The 20102-nt window shown below is 59.0% G+C and carries 14 protein-coding genes and 1 tRNA gene; 4 read left to right on the plus strand and 11 right to left on the minus strand.

Going from position 1 to position 20102, the window contains the following annotated elements:
• Positions 1-6: 6 nt before the first annotated feature.
• From ACB037_RS19180 to ACB037_RS19200, 5 genes are all read right to left on the minus strand, one after another.
• Entirely contained in the window at positions 7-468 is a 462-nt protein-coding gene (locus ACB037_RS19180; protein ID WP_005300329.1) for a tripartite tricarboxylate transporter TctB family protein, read from the minus strand.
• Positions 469-525: 57 nt separating this feature from the next.
• Complete coding sequence (locus ACB037_RS19185) at positions 526-1491, minus strand: tripartite tricarboxylate transporter substrate binding protein (RefSeq protein ID WP_371175767.1); 966 nt, start codon at positions 1489-1491, stop codon at positions 526-528.
• 171 nt (positions 1492-1662) lie between these two features.
• A complete protein-coding gene (locus tag ACB037_RS19190; protein WP_128342386.1) occupies positions 1663-3195 on the minus strand; it encodes a lytic transglycosylase F in 1533 nt (510 codons plus the stop codon).
• Positions 3196-3373: 178 nt separating this feature from the next.
• The gene (locus tag ACB037_RS19195; protein ID WP_029314601.1) at positions 3374-5059 is read right to left on the minus strand and encodes an aspartate:alanine antiporter; all 1686 of its coding nucleotides are present in this window, start codon (positions 5057-5059) and stop codon (positions 3374-3376) included.
• Positions 5060-5830: 771 nt separating this feature from the next.
• A tRNA-Asn gene (locus ACB037_RS19200) sits at positions 5831-5906 on the minus strand.
• Between the two features lie 132 nt (positions 5907-6038).
• Here ACB037_RS19200 and uvrB point away from each other — a divergent pair.
• From uvrB to ACB037_RS19215, 3 genes are all read left to right on the plus strand, one after another.
• A complete protein-coding gene (uvrB, locus tag ACB037_RS19205; protein ID WP_010674911.1) occupies positions 6039-8051 on the plus strand; it encodes an excinuclease ABC subunit UvrB in 2013 nt (670 codons plus the stop codon).
• A complete protein-coding gene (locus tag ACB037_RS19210) occupies positions 8048-8305 on the plus strand; it encodes a DUF1232 domain-containing protein (RefSeq protein WP_010674910.1) in 258 nt (85 codons plus the stop codon). Before uvrB ends, ACB037_RS19210 begins: the two co-directional genes overlap by 4 nt.
• 146 nt (positions 8306-8451) lie before the next feature.
• The gene (locus ACB037_RS19215) at positions 8452-9114 is read left to right on the plus strand and encodes a DedA family protein (protein ID WP_010674909.1); all 663 of its coding nucleotides are present in this window, start codon (positions 8452-8454) and stop codon (positions 9112-9114) included.
• A 246-nt stretch (positions 9115-9360) separates the two neighbouring features.
• Here the strand turns inward: ACB037_RS19215 and dsbB are convergent, their stop codons facing one another.
• Both dsbB and nhaB read right to left on the minus strand, forming a co-directional pair.
• The gene (gene dsbB / locus ACB037_RS19220) at positions 9361-9882 is read right to left on the minus strand and encodes a disulfide bond formation protein DsbB (protein ID WP_139737963.1); all 522 of its coding nucleotides are present in this window, start codon (positions 9880-9882) and stop codon (positions 9361-9363) included.
• Positions 9883-9968: 86 nt separating this feature from the next.
• Positions 9969-11543, minus strand: coding sequence for a Na(+)/H(+) antiporter NhaB (gene nhaB / locus ACB037_RS19225; RefSeq protein WP_371175768.1), 1575 nt, complete (start codon positions 11541-11543; stop codon positions 9969-9971).
• A 333-nt stretch (positions 11544-11876) separates the two neighbouring features.
• Between nhaB and fadR the strand changes: the two genes are divergently transcribed.
• Complete coding sequence (gene fadR / locus ACB037_RS19230; RefSeq protein ID WP_010674906.1) at positions 11877-12590, plus strand: fatty acid metabolism transcriptional regulator FadR; 714 nt, start codon at positions 11877-11879, stop codon at positions 12588-12590.
• A 59-nt stretch (positions 12591-12649) separates the two neighbouring features.
• Here the strand turns inward: fadR and ACB037_RS19235 are convergent, their stop codons facing one another.
• The 4 genes from ACB037_RS19235 to ACB037_RS19250 form a co-directional block, all read right to left on the minus strand.
• Complete coding sequence (locus ACB037_RS19235) at positions 12650-14170, minus strand: SpoVR family protein (RefSeq protein WP_371175769.1); 1521 nt, start codon at positions 14168-14170, stop codon at positions 12650-12652.
• Positions 14171-14180: 10 nt separating this feature from the next.
• Positions 14181-15452, minus strand: a complete 1272-nt coding sequence (locus tag ACB037_RS19240) for a YeaH/YhbH family protein (protein ID WP_346198779.1) — start codon at positions 15450-15452, stop codon at positions 14181-14183.
• Between the two features lie 24 nt (positions 15453-15476).
• Positions 15477-17399 (minus strand): PrkA family serine protein kinase, encoded by a 1923-nt coding sequence (locus tag ACB037_RS19245; protein WP_010674903.1) that lies wholly within the window; start codon positions 17397-17399, stop codon positions 15477-15479.
• A 572-nt stretch (positions 17400-17971) separates the two neighbouring features.
• Entirely contained in the window at positions 17972-19894 is a 1923-nt protein-coding gene (locus ACB037_RS19250) for an ATP-dependent DNA helicase RecQ (protein WP_371175770.1), read from the minus strand.
• Positions 19895-20102: the final 208 nt, after the last annotated feature.

A 20102-nucleotide genomic window follows, 5' to 3' on the forward strand; every position in this document is an offset into this window, starting at 1 on the left:
GACTCCTTAGAAACCGAGCAGGGTGAACAGGCGACCCGGCTCCAGATAGACGTTGAGCCCCTTGGTGAGCAGGGCCCAGAAGCCGATGGAGAAGGGGACGCTGATCATCAGGCCGTAGCGCAGGCTGGGCTCACCGAGCACCCGGATGCCCACGCTCAGGAAGGCGATGGTCGAGAGCACGAAGCCAAACCAGGTGAGCCCCAGTCCGTAGATGACCATGAGCCCGAGCAGGATGAAGACCCGGCGCCAGTCCCCCTCTTCCCGGCGCAGGGGCTCGCCCCCGGGGAAGAGCACCAGCAGCAGGGAGAGCAGTGCCCCGATCCCGGCCAGGGCATAGGGCAGGGTGCTGGCGGTGAAGGGTTCGTATTCGTCGCCGGGGTAGCCCGGTATCTCGGTGGCGTAGTAGCCATAGGCGAGGGAGAGCAGCAGAAACAGCAGGCCCCCCAGTCGCTCCTTGGTAATGTTCATCTTTTGACTCCAACATGAGCGGCGGGCCTGCGCCCGCCTGCGATGGGACAGCGAGGGTTATTTGATGAAGCCGAGCTCGCGCATCAGGCCGCCGATCTGCTGCTCCTGGCCGTCGAGGAAGGCGGTGAACTCGGGACCGGACTGGTAGAGGTTGGTCCAGCTGTTGCGGCTGCGGACCACTTCCCACTCCGGCTTGTCGTACATCTGCTTGAGCAGGGCGGCAAACTCGGCGGATTTCTCCGGGCTGATGGTGGGGGCGGCGAAGTAACCGCGCCAGTTGGCGAAGACGGTGGGGTTGTTCTGCTCGCTGAAGGTGGGGATCTGCTCCGCCCCCGGCAGGCGTTTGTCGGAAGTGACCCCGAGGATCCGCATCTGGCCCGACTTGACCGCTTCCATTGCCTCGCCAAAGCCGGTGGAGATGGCCTGGGTCTCTCCGGCCAGCACGGCGGCCATGGCGCTGCCACCGGCATCGTAGGCGACGTAGCGCAGCTTGCTGGCGTCGGCCCCGGCGTTCTTGAAGGTCAGGGCTGCGACCAGGTGATCCAGGCTGCCACGGGCGGAGCCTCCGGCGATCTTCACCTTGGCCGGGTTCTCCTCGTAGGCTGCCAGCAGCTGGGCCCAGTTCTGATAGGGGGAGTCCGCTTTCACCGCCAGGGCCTGGTAGTCGGCGATGATGGCGGCCACTGGCGTCAGGTCACGGAAGGACTGGGGCAGCTCCTTGGAGAGGGATTTGACGATGATGGGGGTGGAGTTGACCATCAGGGTCTTGTCGGACTGGGCCGAGGTCTCGATGAGGTGGGCGATGGCCTTGGCGCCGCCACCGGCGGACATGTTCTGGTAGGAGACGGTCTTGACCAGACCGGACTTGGCCAGCACTTCACCGGTGCCGCGGGCCGTGGTATCCCAGCCGCCGCCAGCGCCGCCCGGGATCAGGAAGTGGACTTCGTTGATCTGGGCGTGGGCGCCGACGCTCAGTGCGAGCAGGCTACCGATCAGGGTGCGTTTGAGGGTTCCTTGCAACATGGTGATCTCCTTGTGATTGTTGCAGGAAGGTTAATTAATCATGTCTGATTGGAAAACAATCTGACCGTAATGGCTATTAAGGCTGTTGTGCCCATTGTGTTCATTCTGGTCACGGGCCACAGAAGGATGTGCACAGAGACGAGGCGCCATGGGCGCCTCGTCCGGCAAGGATCACTGGGTCGGTTTCGCCGCCGATGTGCTGACGTCCTCCTTCGCCTCCTGTTTCAGGGCATCGCTCGCCTGCTGGCGAAGAGCCACCTGCTCCATCACCAGCTTGTAGGCGATGTAGTACTTATAGATGTTGCCCACATAGGTGACCGTCTCGGGGCCAATCTTCTCCGCCGCCACGTACTCGACATTGTGGAACCAGACGTTGGGATCCAGCCCCCGTTTCCTGGCCTCGGCGCGGAGCCGCGCCACCCTGGCGGGGCCGGCATTGTAGGAGGCGAACGAGAAGAGGGCCTTGTCGAGGGCGGTCATGGGCTCGTCCGCATAGTAGTGATCGATCATCCAGCGCATGTATTTGACGCCGCCGTGAATATTGGGCTCGAGCTTGCGGATGTCGCCGACCTTCAGCCCCTTGCCGGTGGCGGGCATGATCTGCATGATGCCGATGGCGCCCACATGGCTGCGGGCCTGGTGGTTGAGGGCTGACTCCTGGTAGCCCTGGGCCGCCATCAGCAGCCAGTCCATGTCATAGCGTTCGCCATATTCACGGAACAGCTCGACCACCTGCAGGAATTTCTTGCGCTCCGCCTCGGCGGCGGCGCTTTTGACGAACTTGTTCTGCTTGAGATAACGGGCCAGGATCTCGTCTCCCGTCGCCTTGCCACGCAGCGCCTTGATCTGCTCGTTGAGCATGGCGAGCAACTGGGGGCTCTCCTTGCGCACCGCCCAGGCGATGACGCCCCCTTCCCGGAACACGGGGGCGTCGTGAATGGTGATCCCGGGGAAAATCTTTTGCCAGAAGCGGGCCTTGTGCTCGTCCATGACGATGAAGGGGAGCAGGCCCGCATTGACCATCTCCACCAGATCTTCATCTTCGAGCACCTCCGAGGCGGGCTGGAGGTCGATGAGGGGCTCTCCCGCCGACTTGCGGGCCTGGTTGTAGGCCATGAGGCTCTCGTAGTAGCTGGAGGAGGGGCGCACGAAGACGCGCTGGCCCCCGAGATCGGCGGCGTTTTCCACCTTGGGGGAGAGGGGGCCGGAGACGAGCAGCTCCCGCACGTTTTCAAGCAGGGGATCGGTGAAGGCGATACCCTGCTTCTTGCGCTTGTCCGTGATGGTGAGATTGGCGGCGGCGATGTCGCCTTTGCCCTCGATGAGGGAGCTCAGCAGGGCTTCCCGGGCCACGGGAATGAAGACGAAGTGCACCTTGAGGTGGCGTTTGATCGCCTTTTTCTTGCGCAACTGTTCGTTGAGGCGCTTTTCCACCTGCATGAAGGCATCGTAGGTGGCCCCCCGTTGCACGCCCTTGGTGATGAAAAATCCTGTCTTGTTGTAGGTGGTGAGCACCCTGATGGTGCGCTGCTCCAGCATGACGTCGAGATCTCCCAGCCTGGGTTTGGCAAGCTCGTCGTTTTCAAAGCTCAGGGCGCTTTTCTCCGTCTCTGCTTCGGGGGCCACCTGCTTGCCGGATTCGGCCCCCCAGGCTGGCGTCAGGGAGCAGAACCACCAGATCACAATCATCCATGCGCGTTTCATCACTTACACCTCGCTCGTTTTATTGAGTGTAAGTGGCACCTTGTAGAGGATTTAGCTTATTGGGTTTGATAGACCCGTCCCCATAGCACGATTTTCACTATTCCATCCAGGAGTGCCCGCCCATGAAAAAAGGAGCCTCGAGGCTCCCTTTTTTCATGGGCGGGCAGGTACTCTGCGGCTAGAACCAGAAGCCGATGATGAAGGAGCCCGCCAGGGTCAGCATGACGTTGGCCACCGCATAGGTGCCGGCGTAGCCGAGCGCCGGGATGGAGCTGTTGGCCGCCTCGTTCACCACGTCCATGGCCGGGGCGCAGGTACGGGCCCCGGTGATGGCGCCGAGCAGCAGGGCCGGGTTCATTTTCAGCACCCAGACACCGAACAGGTAGCCTACCAGCACCGGCAAGGTGGTCACCAGCATGCCGGAGAAGAGTACCACCATCCCCACTTCGCTCAGGTGATCGAGGATGCCGCCCCCCGCCTTGAGGCCGGTACTCACCATGAAGACGGCGAGTCCGAGATCCTTGGCAAGGCGCAGGGCGCCTGGTGGCACATAGCCCACCGTGGGGTGGTTGGCACGCAGGTAGCCCATCAGGATCCCCGCCAGCAGCAGACCGACGGCATTGCCGAGGCCGAACTCTATCTGGCCGAACACCAGGGAGACGGAGCCGATGAGCAGGCCCAGCACGAAGAAGGTGGCGAAAGCCACCAGATCCGTGGTCTGGCTGTGGATGCTGATGAAGCCTATCTTGTTGGCCAGCAGCTTGACCCGCTGCTTCTCGCCGCTGATCTGCAGCACGTCGCCCTTTTGCAGCATGATGTTGCGATCGAACGGCATCTCTATCTGGGAGCGCACCACCCGGTTGAGGAAGCATCCCTTCTCGGTGAGGTTGAGCTCCACCAGATGGCGACCCACCACGGCATCATTCTTCACCACGATCTCTTCGGTGACGATCTGCAGGTCAAGGAGGTTGCGATCGAACACCTCCTTGCCGTTGCGGTAGTTGACGTCGAGCTTCTCGTGGCTCTCGGGGTAGCCCACCAGGGCGATCTCGTCCCCTTCCTGAATGACGGCGTCACCATCGGGGCTGGCCAGAATGCCGTTGCGGCGAATGCGCTCCACATAGCAGCCTGTGTGGGGATAGATGCCGGTTTCGCGCAGGGTACGACCGCCGATCCAGGCGGCGAGCTCCGGGCCGACCCGATAGGCGCGGATGATGGGCAGATAGGTCTTGCGGCTCTCGCTGTCGGAGAGCCCCCGCTCGCGGGCGATCTTCTGGGCCTCGGTGTTGAGATCCAGCCTGGCCAGGGAAGGAAGGTAGCGCACCACTAGCATCAGGCCCACCAGGCCCACCAGGTAGGTCAGGGCGTAGCCTATCCCCATGTTGTCGAGCACCGACTGCATGTCGGTCTGGTGGGGCAGGTTGAGCAATCCGCTTCGCAGGGCGTCCTGGGCCCCCACTAGGGCCGGCGTGGAGGTGAGAGAACCTGCCAGAATGCCGGCGGCCATGCCGGGCCCCAGATTGAAGAACTTGGCGAGCCCCACGGTCAGCAGCAGGGCCGACAGCAGGATCACCAGGGTCAGGGTGATGTAGTGGATGCCGTCGCGAAGGAAGACGCTGAAAAAGTGCGGCCCCGCTTCAATCCCCACGCAGAAGATGAACAGCATGAAGCCGACGTTTTCAGTGGAGGTGGAAAACTGGAATCCCATCTGGCCAAACAGCAGGGCGGTGAAGAGCACGCCTATGGTGTTGCCTATCTGGAAGTTGCCGATGCGTACCTTGCCCAGCAGCAGCCCGAAGGCCAGTACCACGAACAGCAGCAGGGAGTCGCTTTGATGTAGCAGTGTCACGAAATCTATGGTCATGCCCGGAAAAACCGAGGAAAAAAGTGGGGCCGATATTGTGCCGGATCCTGTATCAAGAAAGAAGCGCCAAAGCGGATTAACAGCCAGTTAAGTGCTGGTCTCTTCGGTGAAGATAGGGATGCGAGGGGGGGCTGGGGAAAACACCTCTATTTTACGCTGCAAGGCCCGCTGTCAATGAGTGAAATATGCTGTCGAGCCGGGAGGGGATGACGCTCCTGTGGACAATTTATTACCTGCTGCATGGGGAGCAAACGGGCATGTTTTTCAGCATTTTCCACTGAGGAAATTGAAGGGTAACAAAAGAGACTCATGACTCATCCGGCGAGGGCTGACCCGCAGGACGCGGCATAGCGAAAAAAAATCCCCCACAGGCAGCACCGCGAGTCGATTCATCCCATTTAGGGGGGAAGGGAAAAACAGCAGAAAATGGGGAAGAGCGGGGGCAGCCATCGCAAACCGGGGACAATGGCTGCCAGCCCAGATGAACCGTGGCTTTGGTCAAGTTACCCACAGAAACTGTGGATAACCCTGTTCATGAAACTTGGCGATCAGGCTGAAAGCCGCGCCAATGCTGGGCTGCAAGGACTGTTCAAAAAATACCTGCAATAAATTGTTTCTATAAAAATCAAATAGTTATGCGCAGCAGAACAAAACGCTGCTGGTCAGTATCGGGAGATCAAAAGGGAGTCAGGCCGCAGGGAAGGGCTTGTGCATTAAAATTGGAAGAGGAAAGCACTAAAGTGGATAACTTGCACCGAGATGGTGAGGAATTGGCTCCCCCGACTGGACTTGAACCAGTGACATACGGATTAACAGTCCGCCGTTCTACCGACTGAACTACGGGGGAACATCAGGCAAGGAGGTGCATCATACAGAGGTCGTATTTCGGGGTCAATAGCCATCAGGGAGGGTGAGCGGATACCCAGCTCCTTCAACTCGGGGTACACTGCTCCCTTGCCGTTTTTTGCCGGGAGTCGTCATGAGCAAGTTATTCCAGTTGGCCAGCCAGTTTCAACCCGCCGGGGATCAGCCGAGGGCCATCGCCCAGCTGCTCGATGGCATCGAGTCGGGACTGGCCCACCAGACCCTGCTCGGGGTGACCGGTTCGGGCAAGACCTTTACCATGGCCAACGTCATCGCGACCCTCAATCGCCCCACCATGATCCTGGCGCCCAACAAGACCCTGGCGGCCCAGCTCTACGGGGAGATGAAGGAGTTCTTCCCCGACAACGCGGTGGAGTATTTCGTCTCTTATTACGATTACTACCAGCCCGAAGCCTATGTGCCGACCACGGACACCTTCATCGAGAAGGATGCCTCCATCAACGATCACATCGAGCAGATGCGGCTGTCAGCCACCAAGGCGCTGCTGGAGCGGCGCGACGTGGTGATCGTCGCCTCGGTGTCGGCCATCTATGGTCTGGGGGATCCCCAGGCCTACCTCAGCATGATGCTGCACCTCAAAGTGGGAGACGTGATCAATCAGCGGGATATCCTGCGCCGCCTCGCCGAACTGCAGTACACCCGCAACGACATGGCCTTCCAGCGCGGCACCTTCCGGGTGCGGGGGGAGGTGATCGACATCTACCCCGCCGAATCGGACAAGCTGGCCCTGCGGGTGGAGCTGTTTGATGAAGAGGTAGAACGCCTCTCCCTGTTCGATCCCCTGACCGGTGCCATCGAGCAGACGGTGGTGCGCTACACCATCTACCCCAAGACCCACTACGCCACCCCGCGGGAAACCATCCTGGGTGCCATCGAGCACATCAAGGAGGAACTCAAGGGGCGGCGCGAGCAGCTGATGAGCCTCAACAAGCTGGTGGAGGAGCAGCGCATCAGCCAGCGCACCCAGTTCGACATGGAGATGATGCAGGAGCTGGGTTACTGCTCCGGTATCGAGAACTACAGCCGCTACCTCTCCGGTCGCGCGCCGGGTGAGCCGCCGCCCACCCTGTTTGACTATCTGCCGGGGGACGGCCTGCTCATCATCGACGAATCCCACGTCACGGTGCCGCAGATCGGCGCCATGTTCAAAGGGGACAGATCCCGCAAGGAGACCCTGGTGGAGTACGGCTTCCGGCTTCCCTCGGCGCTGGACAACCGGCCCCTCAAGTTCGACGAGTTCGAGGCGCTGATGCCCCAGACTGTGTTCGTCTCGGCGACCCCGGGCCCCTACGAGCTGGAGAAGTCCGGCGGTGACGTGGTGCAGCAGGTGGTGCGTCCCACCGGCCTGCTCGATCCCGAGGTGGAAGTGCGGCCGGTCAGCACCCAGGTGGACGATCTGCTCTCCGAGATCCGCAAGCGGGTCGCCGTGGAGGAGCGGGTGCTGGTCACGACACTGACCAAGCGGATGGCGGAGGACTTGACCGAATACCTGGCGGATCACGAGGTACGGGTGCGCTATCTGCATTCGGACATTGATACCGTGGAGCGGGTGGAAATCATCCGCGACCTGCGCCTTGGCAAGTTCGACGTGCTGGTGGGCATCAACCTGCTGCGCGAAGGCCTCGACATGCCGGAAGTCTCCCTGGTGGCCATTCTGGATGCGGATAAAGAGGGCTTCCTGCGTTCCACCCGCTCCCTCATCCAGACCATCGGCCGGGCGGCACGTAACCTCAACGGCAAGGTGATCCTTTACGGCGATACCATCACCAACTCCATGAAGGTCGCGATTGAAGAGACCGAGCGGCGCCGCGCCCTGCAACACGCCCACAACCTGGAACACGGCATCGTGCCGAAGGGGCTCAACAAGGCCATCGGCGATGTGATGGACATGGGGGGCAGCCGCACGGCGGGCAAGGCCGGCAAGGGGAGTCGCAAGGCTGCCGAACCGCAAGGGGAGTACCATGCCCGCTCTGCCAGCGAGATCAGCAAGGAGATCAAGCGGATGGAAGAGCAGATGTTCCAGCATGCGCGGGATCTGGAGTTCGAACAGGCGGCGGCGCTGCGGGATCAGATCCAGCGGCTGCGCGGCGAGCTGATCGAGTCATGAGCGCCAGACGCTGGCTCATCTGGCGGCGTTTGCGCCGCCTCTATCAGGGCTTTCGCCACCCAGGCACACCCTGGTGGGCGAAGGGGCTGGTGATCCTTATCCTGCTCTATGGCATCAGCCCGGTGGACGTTGTCCCCGATGTGGTGCCTCTCCTTGGCTGGCTCGACGACGCGACCCTGTTGCTGCTCCTCTTGTGGGGCTGGGAGAAATGCCTGCCCGGCGAGGTGCTGGCCGCTCTGGACAAGGCCGAGTGAGCAGAACCCTACGTTCAGGGAAAGGGAAAAAGAAGGGGGATTGAATGACTCCCTTCATGGAGTTCGAAAAAGGGGACCATGGGGAGATTGTGAGCCAGGTCTCATTGGCGTAGACTCCACGCCGTTCACTTCATGGGTACCAAAAAATGGATCTGATCCTCTTTGCCATCGACTTTATTCTGCACGTTGACGTGCATCTGAAAGAGCTGTTCGAGAATTATGGCGTCTGGGTATACGCCATCCTGTTTCTCATCATCTTCTGTGAAACCGGGCTGGTGGTGACCCCCTTCCTGCCGGGGGACTCCCTGCTGTTTGCGGCAGGTGCCCTCACCGTGGGCAGCGTACTGGACGTGCACACCCTGGCCGCCGTGCTGATCATCGCCGCGGTGCTCGGCAACGTGGTGAACTACACCATAGGCCACTTCTTCGGTGAGCAGCTGTTTCGCAACCCCGATTCCAAAATCTTTCGTCGGGACTATCTGGTCAAGACTCATGCCTTCTATGCCAAGCATGGCGGCAAGACCATCATCATCACCCGCTTCCTGCCCATAGTGCGGACCTTCGCCCCCTTCGTGGCGGGCATGGGGGCCATGACCTATCCCCGCTTCCTGGCGTTCAACCTGGTGGGGGGGCTCTTGTGGGTGCTCTCCTTCGTCTATGCCGGCCACTTCTTTGGCAATCTGCCGGTAGTGCGCCACAACTTTACCCTGCTCATCTTCGGCATCATCGCGGTCTCCTTGTTGCCCATGGTGATCGGCATGGTGAAGGCCAGGAGAAGTGCCAGCAAGGCTACCTCCGAAGGCGCGTGACATCGCCGTGCACGACATGAAAGAAGGGAGCATATGGCTCCCTTCTTGTTGGTTGGCTGAGTGGCAGGTCGCCGCTGCGCCCTTTGACCCGCTTGTGGCCTGTTACGATGATGCACACCCGCAGGCAGCCACTTCATTGGCAGAACAGGGAGAAGGAGATCCGGCCCCCTGGGCATGGGGTCGTGAGGCGATAAAGAGGAGATAAAAAGGGAGCCATGTGCTCCCTTCTTAGGGTCGAGTGACGAACTAGTTGCAGCAGCGCCCTTTTATCAGGTTGCCAGCAGCCACGATGACGAACACCAGCAGGTAGGCGGCAAAGATGACCACGAGCCACTGCGGCATGGAGAAACCGAGGAACTGCCAGCTGATCTCGCTGCAGTCGCCGTCCGGGTAGAACATCCAGGGAACCCATTTATCCAGTGGTGCCCAGGCAGGGAAGTCAACAAACCCTTCGCATACGTTGAAGGGGGAGGGGTTCATCTGGTAATCCACGTGCTTGAGCGCCAGTTTCAGGCCCCAGAAGGCGCTGTAACCCCACAGGAGCATGGCACTCCAGCGCAGGTACCAGCGCTCTGGCGCGACCATGCCGAGGAGGCCGGCGGTGAGCACGCCGAGGATGGCGATACGTTCATAGATGCACATCACGCAAGGGTGCAAACCCAGCACGTGCTGGAAGAAGAGGGCGCAGAGTTCCAGCGCGAAAGCGGAGGCTGCCAGCAATCCCCAGGCCAGACGATGACTGGCAATGCGGCGAAGATACTCGATCATCTGATTGATCTCTCAGAGAAAAATAGTGGCTGAATTAGAGCAGAGCCCCATCTGAAAAGAAAGGGGCCGAACAGCCCCTTTCATGATCAGTGTGTGGACGGGGTGGGCAGTGGCAGTGCCCCATGATCCAGCAACCACCCTGCCTGATAGAACCATTCGGTTGCAGGACCGAGGAGCAGTTCCACGGAGAAAAAGCCGACAAGCCCCAGCACCAGGGTATAGGGCAGCGCCATCCAGACCATGCGGCCATAAGAGAGGCGCAGCAGGGGAGCGAGGGCCGAGGTGAGCATGAAGAGGAATGCGGCCTGGCCATTGGGGGTGGCGACCGACGGCAGGTTGGTGCCGGTGTTGATGGCCACGGCCAGCAGATCAAAATGCTCGCGGCTGATGGCGCCGTTGATCAGGGCGGTCTTCACCTCGTTGATGTAGACGGTGCCGACGAAGACGTTGTCACTGACCATGGAGAGCAGACCGTTTGCCAGGTAGAAGAGGGCAAGCTGATCCTCCGACTTGGCGGCCAGTACCCACTGGATCACCGGTTTGAACAGCTGTTGATCGATGATGACCGCCACCACGCTGAAAAAGACGGTGAGCAGGGCGGTGAACGGCAGAGCCTCTTGGAATGCCTTGCCAAGCGCGTGTTCTTCAGTCACGCCGGTGAACGCCGTCGCGAGCACGATGACCGTCAGGCCGATCAGCCCGACTGCAGCCAGATGGAGGGCAAGACCCGTGATAAGCCAGGTGGCAATCAGCGCCTGGACGATCAGCTTGGCCTTGTCCTGCGGGGTACGTTGTGCGTCTTCGTCGCGCTCGTAGGATTCCATGATGTGACGCACGGGCTCGGGCAAGCGGGCGCCATAACCGAACCAGCGGAATTTTTCGACCAGGATGCAGGTCAGCAGGCCGCAGATGAAGACCGGGATGGTGACTGGCGCCATGCGAATGGCAAATTCACCGAAGTGCCACCCCGCCTGTTCACCGATGATGAGGTTCTGGGGTTCGCCGACCAGGGTGCAGACGCCCCCCAGGGCGGTACCGATGGCGGCGTGCATCATGAGGCTGCGCAGGAAGGCACGAAACTCGTTCAGATGCTGGCGGGAGAGCTCGTCAATCTCTTCGTCATCATGATGCAGATTGCCGGACTCATCCCGGGAGGCCACCTTGTGGTAGATGGCGTAGAAGCCGGTTGCGACGCTGATGACCACGGCGATCACGGTCAGGGCATCAAGGAACGCGGAGAGGAATGCAGACACCAGGCAGAAGGCGAGAGAAAGCAACGTCTTGGAGTGGATGCGCACCAGCATCTTGGTAAAGACGTAGAGCAGCAACTGCTTCATGAAGTAGATGCCGGCCACCATGAAGACCAGCAGCAGAAGCACTTCGATATTGGCCACCAGCTCATGCTTTATCTGGTTGGCGGAGGTCATGCCGATGAGCACGGCTTCGATGGCCAGGAGTCCGCCCGGTTGCAGCGGATAGCACTTGAGGGCCATGGCCAGGGTGAAAATAAACTCGACAACCAGCAGCCAGCCGGCCAGGAAGGGATCAACGTAGAAAATGATCGGGTTGATCAGCAGGAATAGAACGATGGCAATTTTGTACCATCGCGGAGCATTGCCCAAAAAGTTCTTTGTAAACGCGCGCCCTAGGCTGATTGGCATAATGATGGTTCTCTGTTCTGTTGTTGATATCTGCGTCTATGCAGTCGAGCCCGACCCGAGCCGAACATCCGGATATTCACCTGTATCAGATTGATTGCACATGATTTTAATCAAGGGAGCGATAACTATAAATAAGCTCGCTGAACTTGCCCAGCGAGCAAACGCTTATATCCCCATCATTTGGTGTTGGTTGACTCCCCATCTGTTGCTGTATACATATTTTTAACAAAAAGATCGGGGTAATGTGAGCAGAGGACCGACCTTCTGCTTGCCAGCATGACCGGCTTTGCTATTATTCGGGGGCCTTTTTACGCACTACAACAGAGTCATTACATGGTCATTAAAGCGCAAAGCCCTGCCGGGTTTGCCGAGGAATACATCATCGAGTCCATCTGGAACAATCGCTTTCCTCCTGGATCCATTCTGCCGGCGGAGCGCGAGCTGTCCGAATTGATCGGCGTGACTCGCACTACCTTGCGTGAAGTGTTGCAGCGCCTTGCCCGTGATGGCTGGCTCACCATCCAGCATGGCAAACCGACCAAGGTCAACAATTTCTGGGAAACCTCCGGTCTCAACATCCTGGAGACCCTGGCGCGTCTCGATCAGGACAAGGTGCCTGATCTGGTGGCACAACTGCTCTCCGCCCGGACCAACATCTGCACCATCTTCATCCGTGGCGCCATTCGCAACAACCCGGAACAGGCCGCCGAGATCTTGCGTGGTGCCGATGATGTGGAGAACACGGCCGAGGCCTATGCGGACTTCGACTACCGTTTGCATCACCAGCTTTCGTTTGCCTCTGGCAACCCCATCTATGCCTTGATCCTCAACGGTTTCAAGGGCTTGTACAGCCGGGTTGGCCGCTACTACTTCTCGGACAAGCAGGCGCGGGAAACCGCAGATGCCTACTACAAGACGCTGCGCAAGCTGGCCGAAACCAAGGATCACGAAGCCGTGTTCATGACGGTACGCCAGTACGGTATCGAGTCTGGCAAGCTTTGGACCCGTCTGCGTCAGGACATGCCAAGCAACCTGTGTGACAACTGATTGCCCTGACCCAAGAAAAACGCGCCTGATGGCGCGTTTTTTTATGCTCGGCACTGACGTCAGGCCATGCTCTTGCGGTCCGGACAACGGCCGATGATATCTGCGGATAGCTCGCCATTGTCCTGCTCCAACACCACATCGAAGCCCCACAGTTGATGCAGATGCTTGAGCACCTCGTGACGTGACTCGCCAAGGGGGATGCGGTTGTGGGGAACATAGCGCAGGGTCAGGGAGCGATCGCCTTTCACTGCCACGTTGTAGACCTGAATGTTGGGCTCCAGGTTGCTCAGGTTGTATTGAGCGGACAGGGTGCTACGCACCAGCCGGTAGCCCTCTTCATTGTGAATGGCGGACACCTTGAGGTAGTTTTTCAGATCGTCGTCATCGATGGCAAAGAGCTTCATGTCGCGCATCACCTTGGGACTGAGGAACTGGCTGATGAAGCTTTCGTCCTTGAAGTTCTGCATGGCGAAATGCAATGTCTCGACCCAGTTGGTGCCAGCGTAATCGGGGAACCAGTATCTGTCCTCCTCGGTTGGGTGTTCGCAGATGCGACGCAGGTCGGTGAACATGGCAAAGCCAAGGGCGTAGGGGTTGATCCCCGAGTAATACCGGCTGTTGTAGGGGGGCTGATAGACCACGTTGGTGTGGCTGTGCAGCACCTCCAGCATGAAGCGATCGCTGATTTTTCCCTCGTCATAGAGATGGTTGAGAATGGTGTAGTGCCAGAAGGTGGCCCAGCCCTCGTTCATCACCTGCGTCTGCTTCTGCGGGTAGAAGTACTGACTGATCTTGCGCACGATACGCACTACCTCGCGCTGCCAGGGCTCGAGCAGGGGGGCATTCTTTTCGATGAAATAGAGAATGTTCTCCTGAGGCTCGGCAGGATAGCGCCTGTCTTCCACCCCGGCAATCTTGTGCTGCTTGGGCAGGGTACGCCACAGCTCATTGACCTGGGTTTGCAGATAATCTTCCCGCGCCTTCTGGCGTCGCTTCTCCTCGGCCAGAGAGATCTTCTGGGGCCGCTTGTAACGATCCACCCCGAAGTTCATCAGGGCATGGCAGGAGTCGAGCAGTTTCTCCACCGCATCAATGCCGTGTTTTTCCTCGCATTCGGTGATGTAGTTCTTGGCAAACAACAGGTAGTCGATGATGGAGGAGGCATCGGTCCAGGCCTTGAACAGATAGTTGTTCTTGAAGAAGGAGTTGTGACCATAGCAGGCGTGGGCCATGACCAGCGCCTGCATCGGCATGGTGTTCTCTTCCATCAGATAGGCGATGCAGGGGTCCGAATTGATGACGATCTCGTAGGCCAGCCCCATCTGGCCGCGCTTGTAGTTGCGCTCGGTGTGGATGAAGCGCTTGCCGAATGACCAGTGTTGATAACCGATGGGCATGCCGACACTGGAGTAGGCATCCATCATCTGCTCTGCGGTGATCACCTCGATCTGGTTGGGGTAGGTATCCAGCTTGTAGAAGCGGGCGACACGTGCGATCTCCTGGTGATAAAGCTCCAGCAGATCGAAGTTCCAGTCAGGCCCGTCATCCAGCGGCGCTATCTTTCTTGCGGTTTCTACCATATGTGATCCCTCAAGCCGCTTGCTTCTTGAACAATTCCCGGAACACCGGATAAATGTCCTCGACCTTGCGAATGTGCTCCATGGCGAAGTGTGCGTATTGCTCTGCCACCGCCTCATATTCGTGCCACAGGGTCTGGTGGGCGCGGGTAGTGATCTCGATGTAGGAGTAGTAACGCACCCGCGGCATGATGTCGCGCATCAGGATCTCCCTGCACTGGGGTGAGTCATCGGCCCAGTTGTCACCATCAGAGGCCTGCGCCGCGTAGATGTTCCACTGGTTGGCGGGATAACGTTCGTTGATGATGTCGTTCATCATCTTGAGCGCACTGGAGACGATGGTGCCGCCGGTCTCCTGGGAGTAGAAGAACTCGTGCTCGTCCACCTCCTTGGCCTGGGTGTGGTGGCGGATGTAGACCACCTCGACATTCTTGTAAGTCCGGCTCAGGAATAGATAAAGCAGGATATAGAAACGCTTGGCCATCTCCTTGGTAGCCTGATCCATGGAACCGGAGACGTCCATCAGGCAGAACATCACCGCCTGGCTCGAGGGGACGGGCCGTTTGACAAAGTTGTTGAATTTGAGGTCGAAGGTGTCGATAAAGGGGACCGCATCGATCCTCCGTTTCAGTTCCCTGATCTCTTTTTCAAGTTGCGCGATTTCGGCGAAATGGTCGTTGGGATCGCAAGCCAGCTGGGCCAGGCGCTCCTCCAGTTCACGCAACTGACGTTTCTTGCCTGCCTGTAGCGCCATGCGCCGCGCCAGCGAATTTTGCAGGGAGCGCACCACGTTGATGTTGGCAGGCACCCCGTTGGAGGTGTAGCCGGCCCGGTAGGTCTTCATCTCCATCAGCTGGTTGAGCTGGGTCTTTTGCAGCCGCGGCAGCTCCAGATCCTCGAACAGCAAGTCCAGGTACTCGTCCTTGGAGATCTGGAAGACGAAATCATCGACGCCCTCTCCTTGATCCGAGGCCTGGCCCTCGCCACTCCCCTGGCCGCCGCCACCCCCTTTGGGCCGGTCAATCTTGTCACCGGAGACAAACTGGTCGTTGCCCGGATGCACCATCTCCCGTTTGCCGCCATGACCCTGATGAAAATGGGGTTCCCCGATGTCCTTGGTCGGGATGCTGATGCTCTCGCCCTTGTCCACGTCCTGAATGCTGCGCTTGGAGACAGCATCCGAGACCGCTTGTTTTATCTGCTTCTTGTAGCGGCGGATGAAGCGCTGCCGATTGACAGCGCTTTTGTTTTTGCCGTTGAGCCTGCGGTCGATAAAATGCGCCATAACTCCCCCTTGAACACGGCAGGGTCAGGATGACTTGCGTACCCTGAGATACCACTCGGAGAGCAGCCGCACCTGTTTACGTGTGTAGCCTTTCTCCATCATCCGTTCGACAAAGTTATCGTGCTTCTTCTGCTCCTCAGCCGAGGTTTTGCTGTTGAAGGAGATAACCGGCAGCAGCTCTTCCGTGTTGGAGAACATCTTCTTCTCGATCACGGTGCGCAGCTTCTCGTAACTGGTCCAGTTGGGGTTACGGCCTGCATTGTTGGCCCGGGCACGCAGCACGAAGTTGACGATTTCGTTGCGGAAATCTTTCGGGTTGCTGATCCCGGCAGGTTTTTCAATTTTCTCCAGCTCGCTGTTGAGAGACGCTCTGTCAAACAGCTGGCCGGTTTCTGGGTCACGATACTCCTGATCCTGGATCCAGAAGTCGGCGTAGGTGACGTAGCGATCGAAGATGTTCTGACCGTACTCTGAATACGACTCGAGGTAGGCGGTCTGGATCTCCTTGCCGATGAACTCGACGTAGCGCGGAGTCAGGTAACCCTTGATGAACTCCAGATAGCGATCGTGCAGCTCTTGCGGGAACTGCTCGCGCTCTATCTGCTGCTCCAGCACGTAGAAGAGGTGCACCGGGTTGGCAGCCACTTCCGCGTGGTCGAAGTTGAAGACGCGGGAGAGGATCTTGAACGCGAAGCGGGTGGAGAGGCCGTTCATGCCCTCGTCGACACCGGCATAGTCGCGATACTCCTGGTAGCTCTTCGCCTTGGGATCGGTGTCTTTGAGACTCTCGCCGTCATAGACCCGCATCTTGGAATAGAGGCTGGAGTTTTCCGGCTCCTTGAGTCGCGACAGCACCGAGAACTGGCCCAGCAGCTCCAGAGTACCCGGTGCGCATTTGGCCTCGGTCAGCTCGCTGTTGAACAGCAGTTTTTCGTAGATCTTCACCTCTTCCGACACCCGCAGGCAGTAGGGCACCTTGACGATGTAAACCCGGTCGAGGAAGGCCTCGTTGTTCTTGTTGTTGCGGAACTGCTGCCACTCGGATTCGTTGGAGTGGGCCAGCAGGATGCCGTCGAAGGGGAGGGCGGAGAGTCCCTCGGTACCGTTGTAGTTCCCCTCTTGTGTCGCCGTCAGCAGCGGGTGCAGCACCTTGATGGGGGCCTTGAACATCTCGACGAACTCCATCATCCCCTGGTTTGCCTTGCACAGCGCACCGGAGTAGGAGTAAGCATCGGCATCATCCTGGGCGAAGTGTTCCAGCATACGGATATCGACCTTGCCGACCAGGGAGGAGATGTCCTGGTTGTTGTCGTCCCCCGGTTCGGTCTTGGCGATGGCGATCTGATCGAGGATGGAGGGGTTCACCTTCTCCACCTTGAATTTGGTGATGTCGCCGCCAAACTCGTGAAGGCGCTTGGCGACCCAGGGAGACATGATGGGGCGCAGATAACGGCGAGGGATGCCGTACTCCTTCTCGAGGATTTCGCCATCTTCGTCGATGTCAAACAGGCAGAAGGGGTGATCGTTCACCGGTGAGCCCTTGATGCGATAGATGGGCACTTTTTGCATCAGGGATTTGAGTTTCTCTGCCAGCGAGGATTTACCGCCGCCAACCGGTCCGAGCAGATAGAGGATCTGTTTCTTCTCTTCCAGGCCCTGAGCGGAATGTTTGAGGTAGGAGACAATCTGTTCGATGGCTTCTTCCATGCCATAGAAGTCTTTGAAAGCGGGATAACGCGCGACGACGCGGTTGGAAAAGAGACGGCTGAGACGTGGATTGGTCGAGGTGTCGATCATTTCCGGCTCGCCGATGGCGGTCAGCAGACGTTCGGCGGCAGAGGCGTAGCAGGATTTGTCCTGTTTGCACATATCCAGAAACTCCTGGATGCTGTACTCCTCCTCTCTGGCCTTCTCATACCGCTGTTGATAGTGCTCGAAGATGCCCATAACTTAGCCCTCGTTATAGTCGCTTGCCCTGAAAAAGAGTGGATCACTACTTTTGTTCTGTTTACCTCTTAAGCCTAGTCAACAGCCCCCAGTAATCCATCGCCATCATTGGTTTAAGTTTGTGCGGGAGCTTCCCGATCCTCATGCGGGAAGAAGCAGTAAGTGACATACCTATGTTACTGACTGTTAAATTATTTTTGCCACGACAGTGATGCAAATGTCAAAGACATAAAAAATAAATCTTTGTGTGCCAGAGGGAGAAAATGGTGACGCTCTGTTTTGTCAGGGGGCGGTGCCAGCAAGGGCAAGGGCGGCAGGGAATAGAGGGTGAAAAGACGTGTCGCTTACGTCAACGTAATGTTATTTGTTTGGTGCTTATGCTCTAATTTTTACATTGACGCTACATTCTGGCTGCTCTAGATTGGCCCTGTGTCGAGCAGTCATCGCTTTAGCAAGAGAGTGGGTGATTGTGCAGATACTAAGCTCTGTTTAAGCACGTTTCCGTTGGCTTGACCCTCGCATCCGCGAGGGTCTTATTTTTTCAGCGCCTGAACGGCGCCAAACCTGCAAGCTCAGGATCCGGCGGGATAGAGGGCTGACACCGCCGCCAGCACCTCGGCGAAGGGATGGTTCGCCAACTGGCCAAAACCGGCCAGATCCCTGGCCTTGAGACGGGTCGTCAGCGGGGTGGCGATGCCACACAGGAAACGGGTCAGGATCCTGGGATGGCGCTGATGGCAGAGGGCGATCAGCGGATCGCACCAGGCGCGCAAACCGTGCTCGTTGGGCAAGCCCGGTGATGGCAACGGCGGCAACACGGCGATCTCTCCCCGGCAGACGGAACAGTGCCCGCACCGCTCGGGGGCCGCGTCGTCGGCAAAATAGCGGGCAAGCTCATGGCTGAGGCAGGTGGTCGAAGTGAAAAAGGCCAGCAGCGCCTGAAGGCGGGCCAGCTCGCTCTGCTCTTTCTTTTCAAACAATCCATGCAGCTCTTCGGCCAGGGTCGCGGTATCGATTTGCTGGCTCAGCACCCGATAGACCTCGGTCATCTGCTTGCTTTCAAGCTCGATCCAACCCTGCTGCTGCAGGTAGTCCAGCGCCGTCGCGGCGCGCTGGCGTTCCCCCTGGTATCCCTGCCACAGCGCCTCGAAGTCCATGGTGCACCAGGTGCGCGCCTGGGGTGCGCAGGCAAAGACCTGCTCCAGGAACTGGCGGCGTTCGGAATTGAAACGAGCGAGGATCGCCTGTTTTTCCAGTACGAACCTGAAACGGTACTCGGCAAAGTAGCTGTAGGCCGGTGCAATGACCCCCGCCATCTCCAGATAGACCAGCAGGGTCTTGAGGGGCAGTTGGCGAATGTTGGTCTCGTTGGAGAGGCGCAGCAGGCTGAATTCCCACTCGGCGCCGCTCTGGCGCACGATATCGAGCAAGTACGCGATGGCGTCCCTGTCCGGCGTATCCCCATAGACGAAGTTTTCCAGTACCGGCAACTGGGCGCGGCTCGCCAGCACGGTGCAGCGGGAGGGAAGCCCGTCACGTCCGGCGCGGCCTATCTCCTGGCTGTAGTTCTCGATGGACTTGGGGAGGTCGTAGTGAATGACCCGGCGAATGTCGGCCTTGTCGATGCCCATGCCAAAGGCGATGGTGGCGACGATGCAGTCGAGTCTGCCAGCCATGAAGTCGTGCTGGATCTGGCTGCGCAGGGCGGGATCGAGCCCCGCATGGTAGGCGCATGCCCGGATGCCGCTGGCCTGTAGCTGCGCGGCGCACTGTTCTGCGCTGTGTTGCAGAGTCACGTAGACGATGGTGGGGGCGGCCGGATCCCGGTGCAGCTCCTCGCGCAGCCAGGTATCGCGGGCACTGCCGGCCAGCGGGAGGACGGCCAGATCCAGATTGGGTCTGTAGAAACCGGTGACCACTAGATCATCCCGGTCGATGGCAAATTTTGCTTGCATGTCCGCCATGACGGCCGGGGTGGCGGTGGCGGTCAGCAACAGCACCTGGGGAATGGCCAGTTCACGGCGATGATCCGGCAGCTTGAGGTAGTCGGGGCGAAAGTTGTGGCCCCACTCCGAGATGCAGTGGGCCTCGTCCACTACCAGCAGTGACAGGGGGATGTGGGCGATGAAGCGGCGAAAGCGCTCATTTTTGAGGCGCTCCACCGAGATCATCAGGATCTTGAGCTGGCCATCGCTGGCTTGCTGCATCACGCGCCGGCTCTCTTCCGCTGTCTGGCTGGAGTCCAGAGTGGCGGCGGCGATCCCCTTGCTGCGCAAAAAGGCGAGCTGATCGTGCATCAGGGCCAGCAGGGGAGAGATGACCAGGGTCAGGTGGGGCAGTGCGAGGGCGGGCAATTGATAACAGAGGGATTTCCCCGCGCCAGTCGGGAAGATGGCTGCGGCGCTCTTGCCGGCCAGCAGACGACTGATCACCGCTTCCTGCCCGGGCCGCAAGCGATCAAAGCCGAAGTGTCGGGTCAATAAAGAGGTGATCATGGCAAGGCTCCCTGAAAAAGGGCGTCATCATATCACTTCTGGCCCAGTGGTGGCCGATGATCGGACTGGTTTGGTGACATTTTGACCGTGGTTGATATTGTGTTATCACATTGTTGTAGATTTTTTGTGAGGTAACCCTGATATTTTTCAGTGATTATGTGGAAAAAAACCATGGCAGATGGGATATTCCTGTCCGCAACCCCACGCG

It is taken from the genome of Aeromonas sp. S19(2024) (genome assembly GCF_041402625.1).
GTDB lineage: Bacteria > Pseudomonadota > Gammaproteobacteria > Enterobacterales > Aeromonadaceae > Aeromonas > Aeromonas caviae.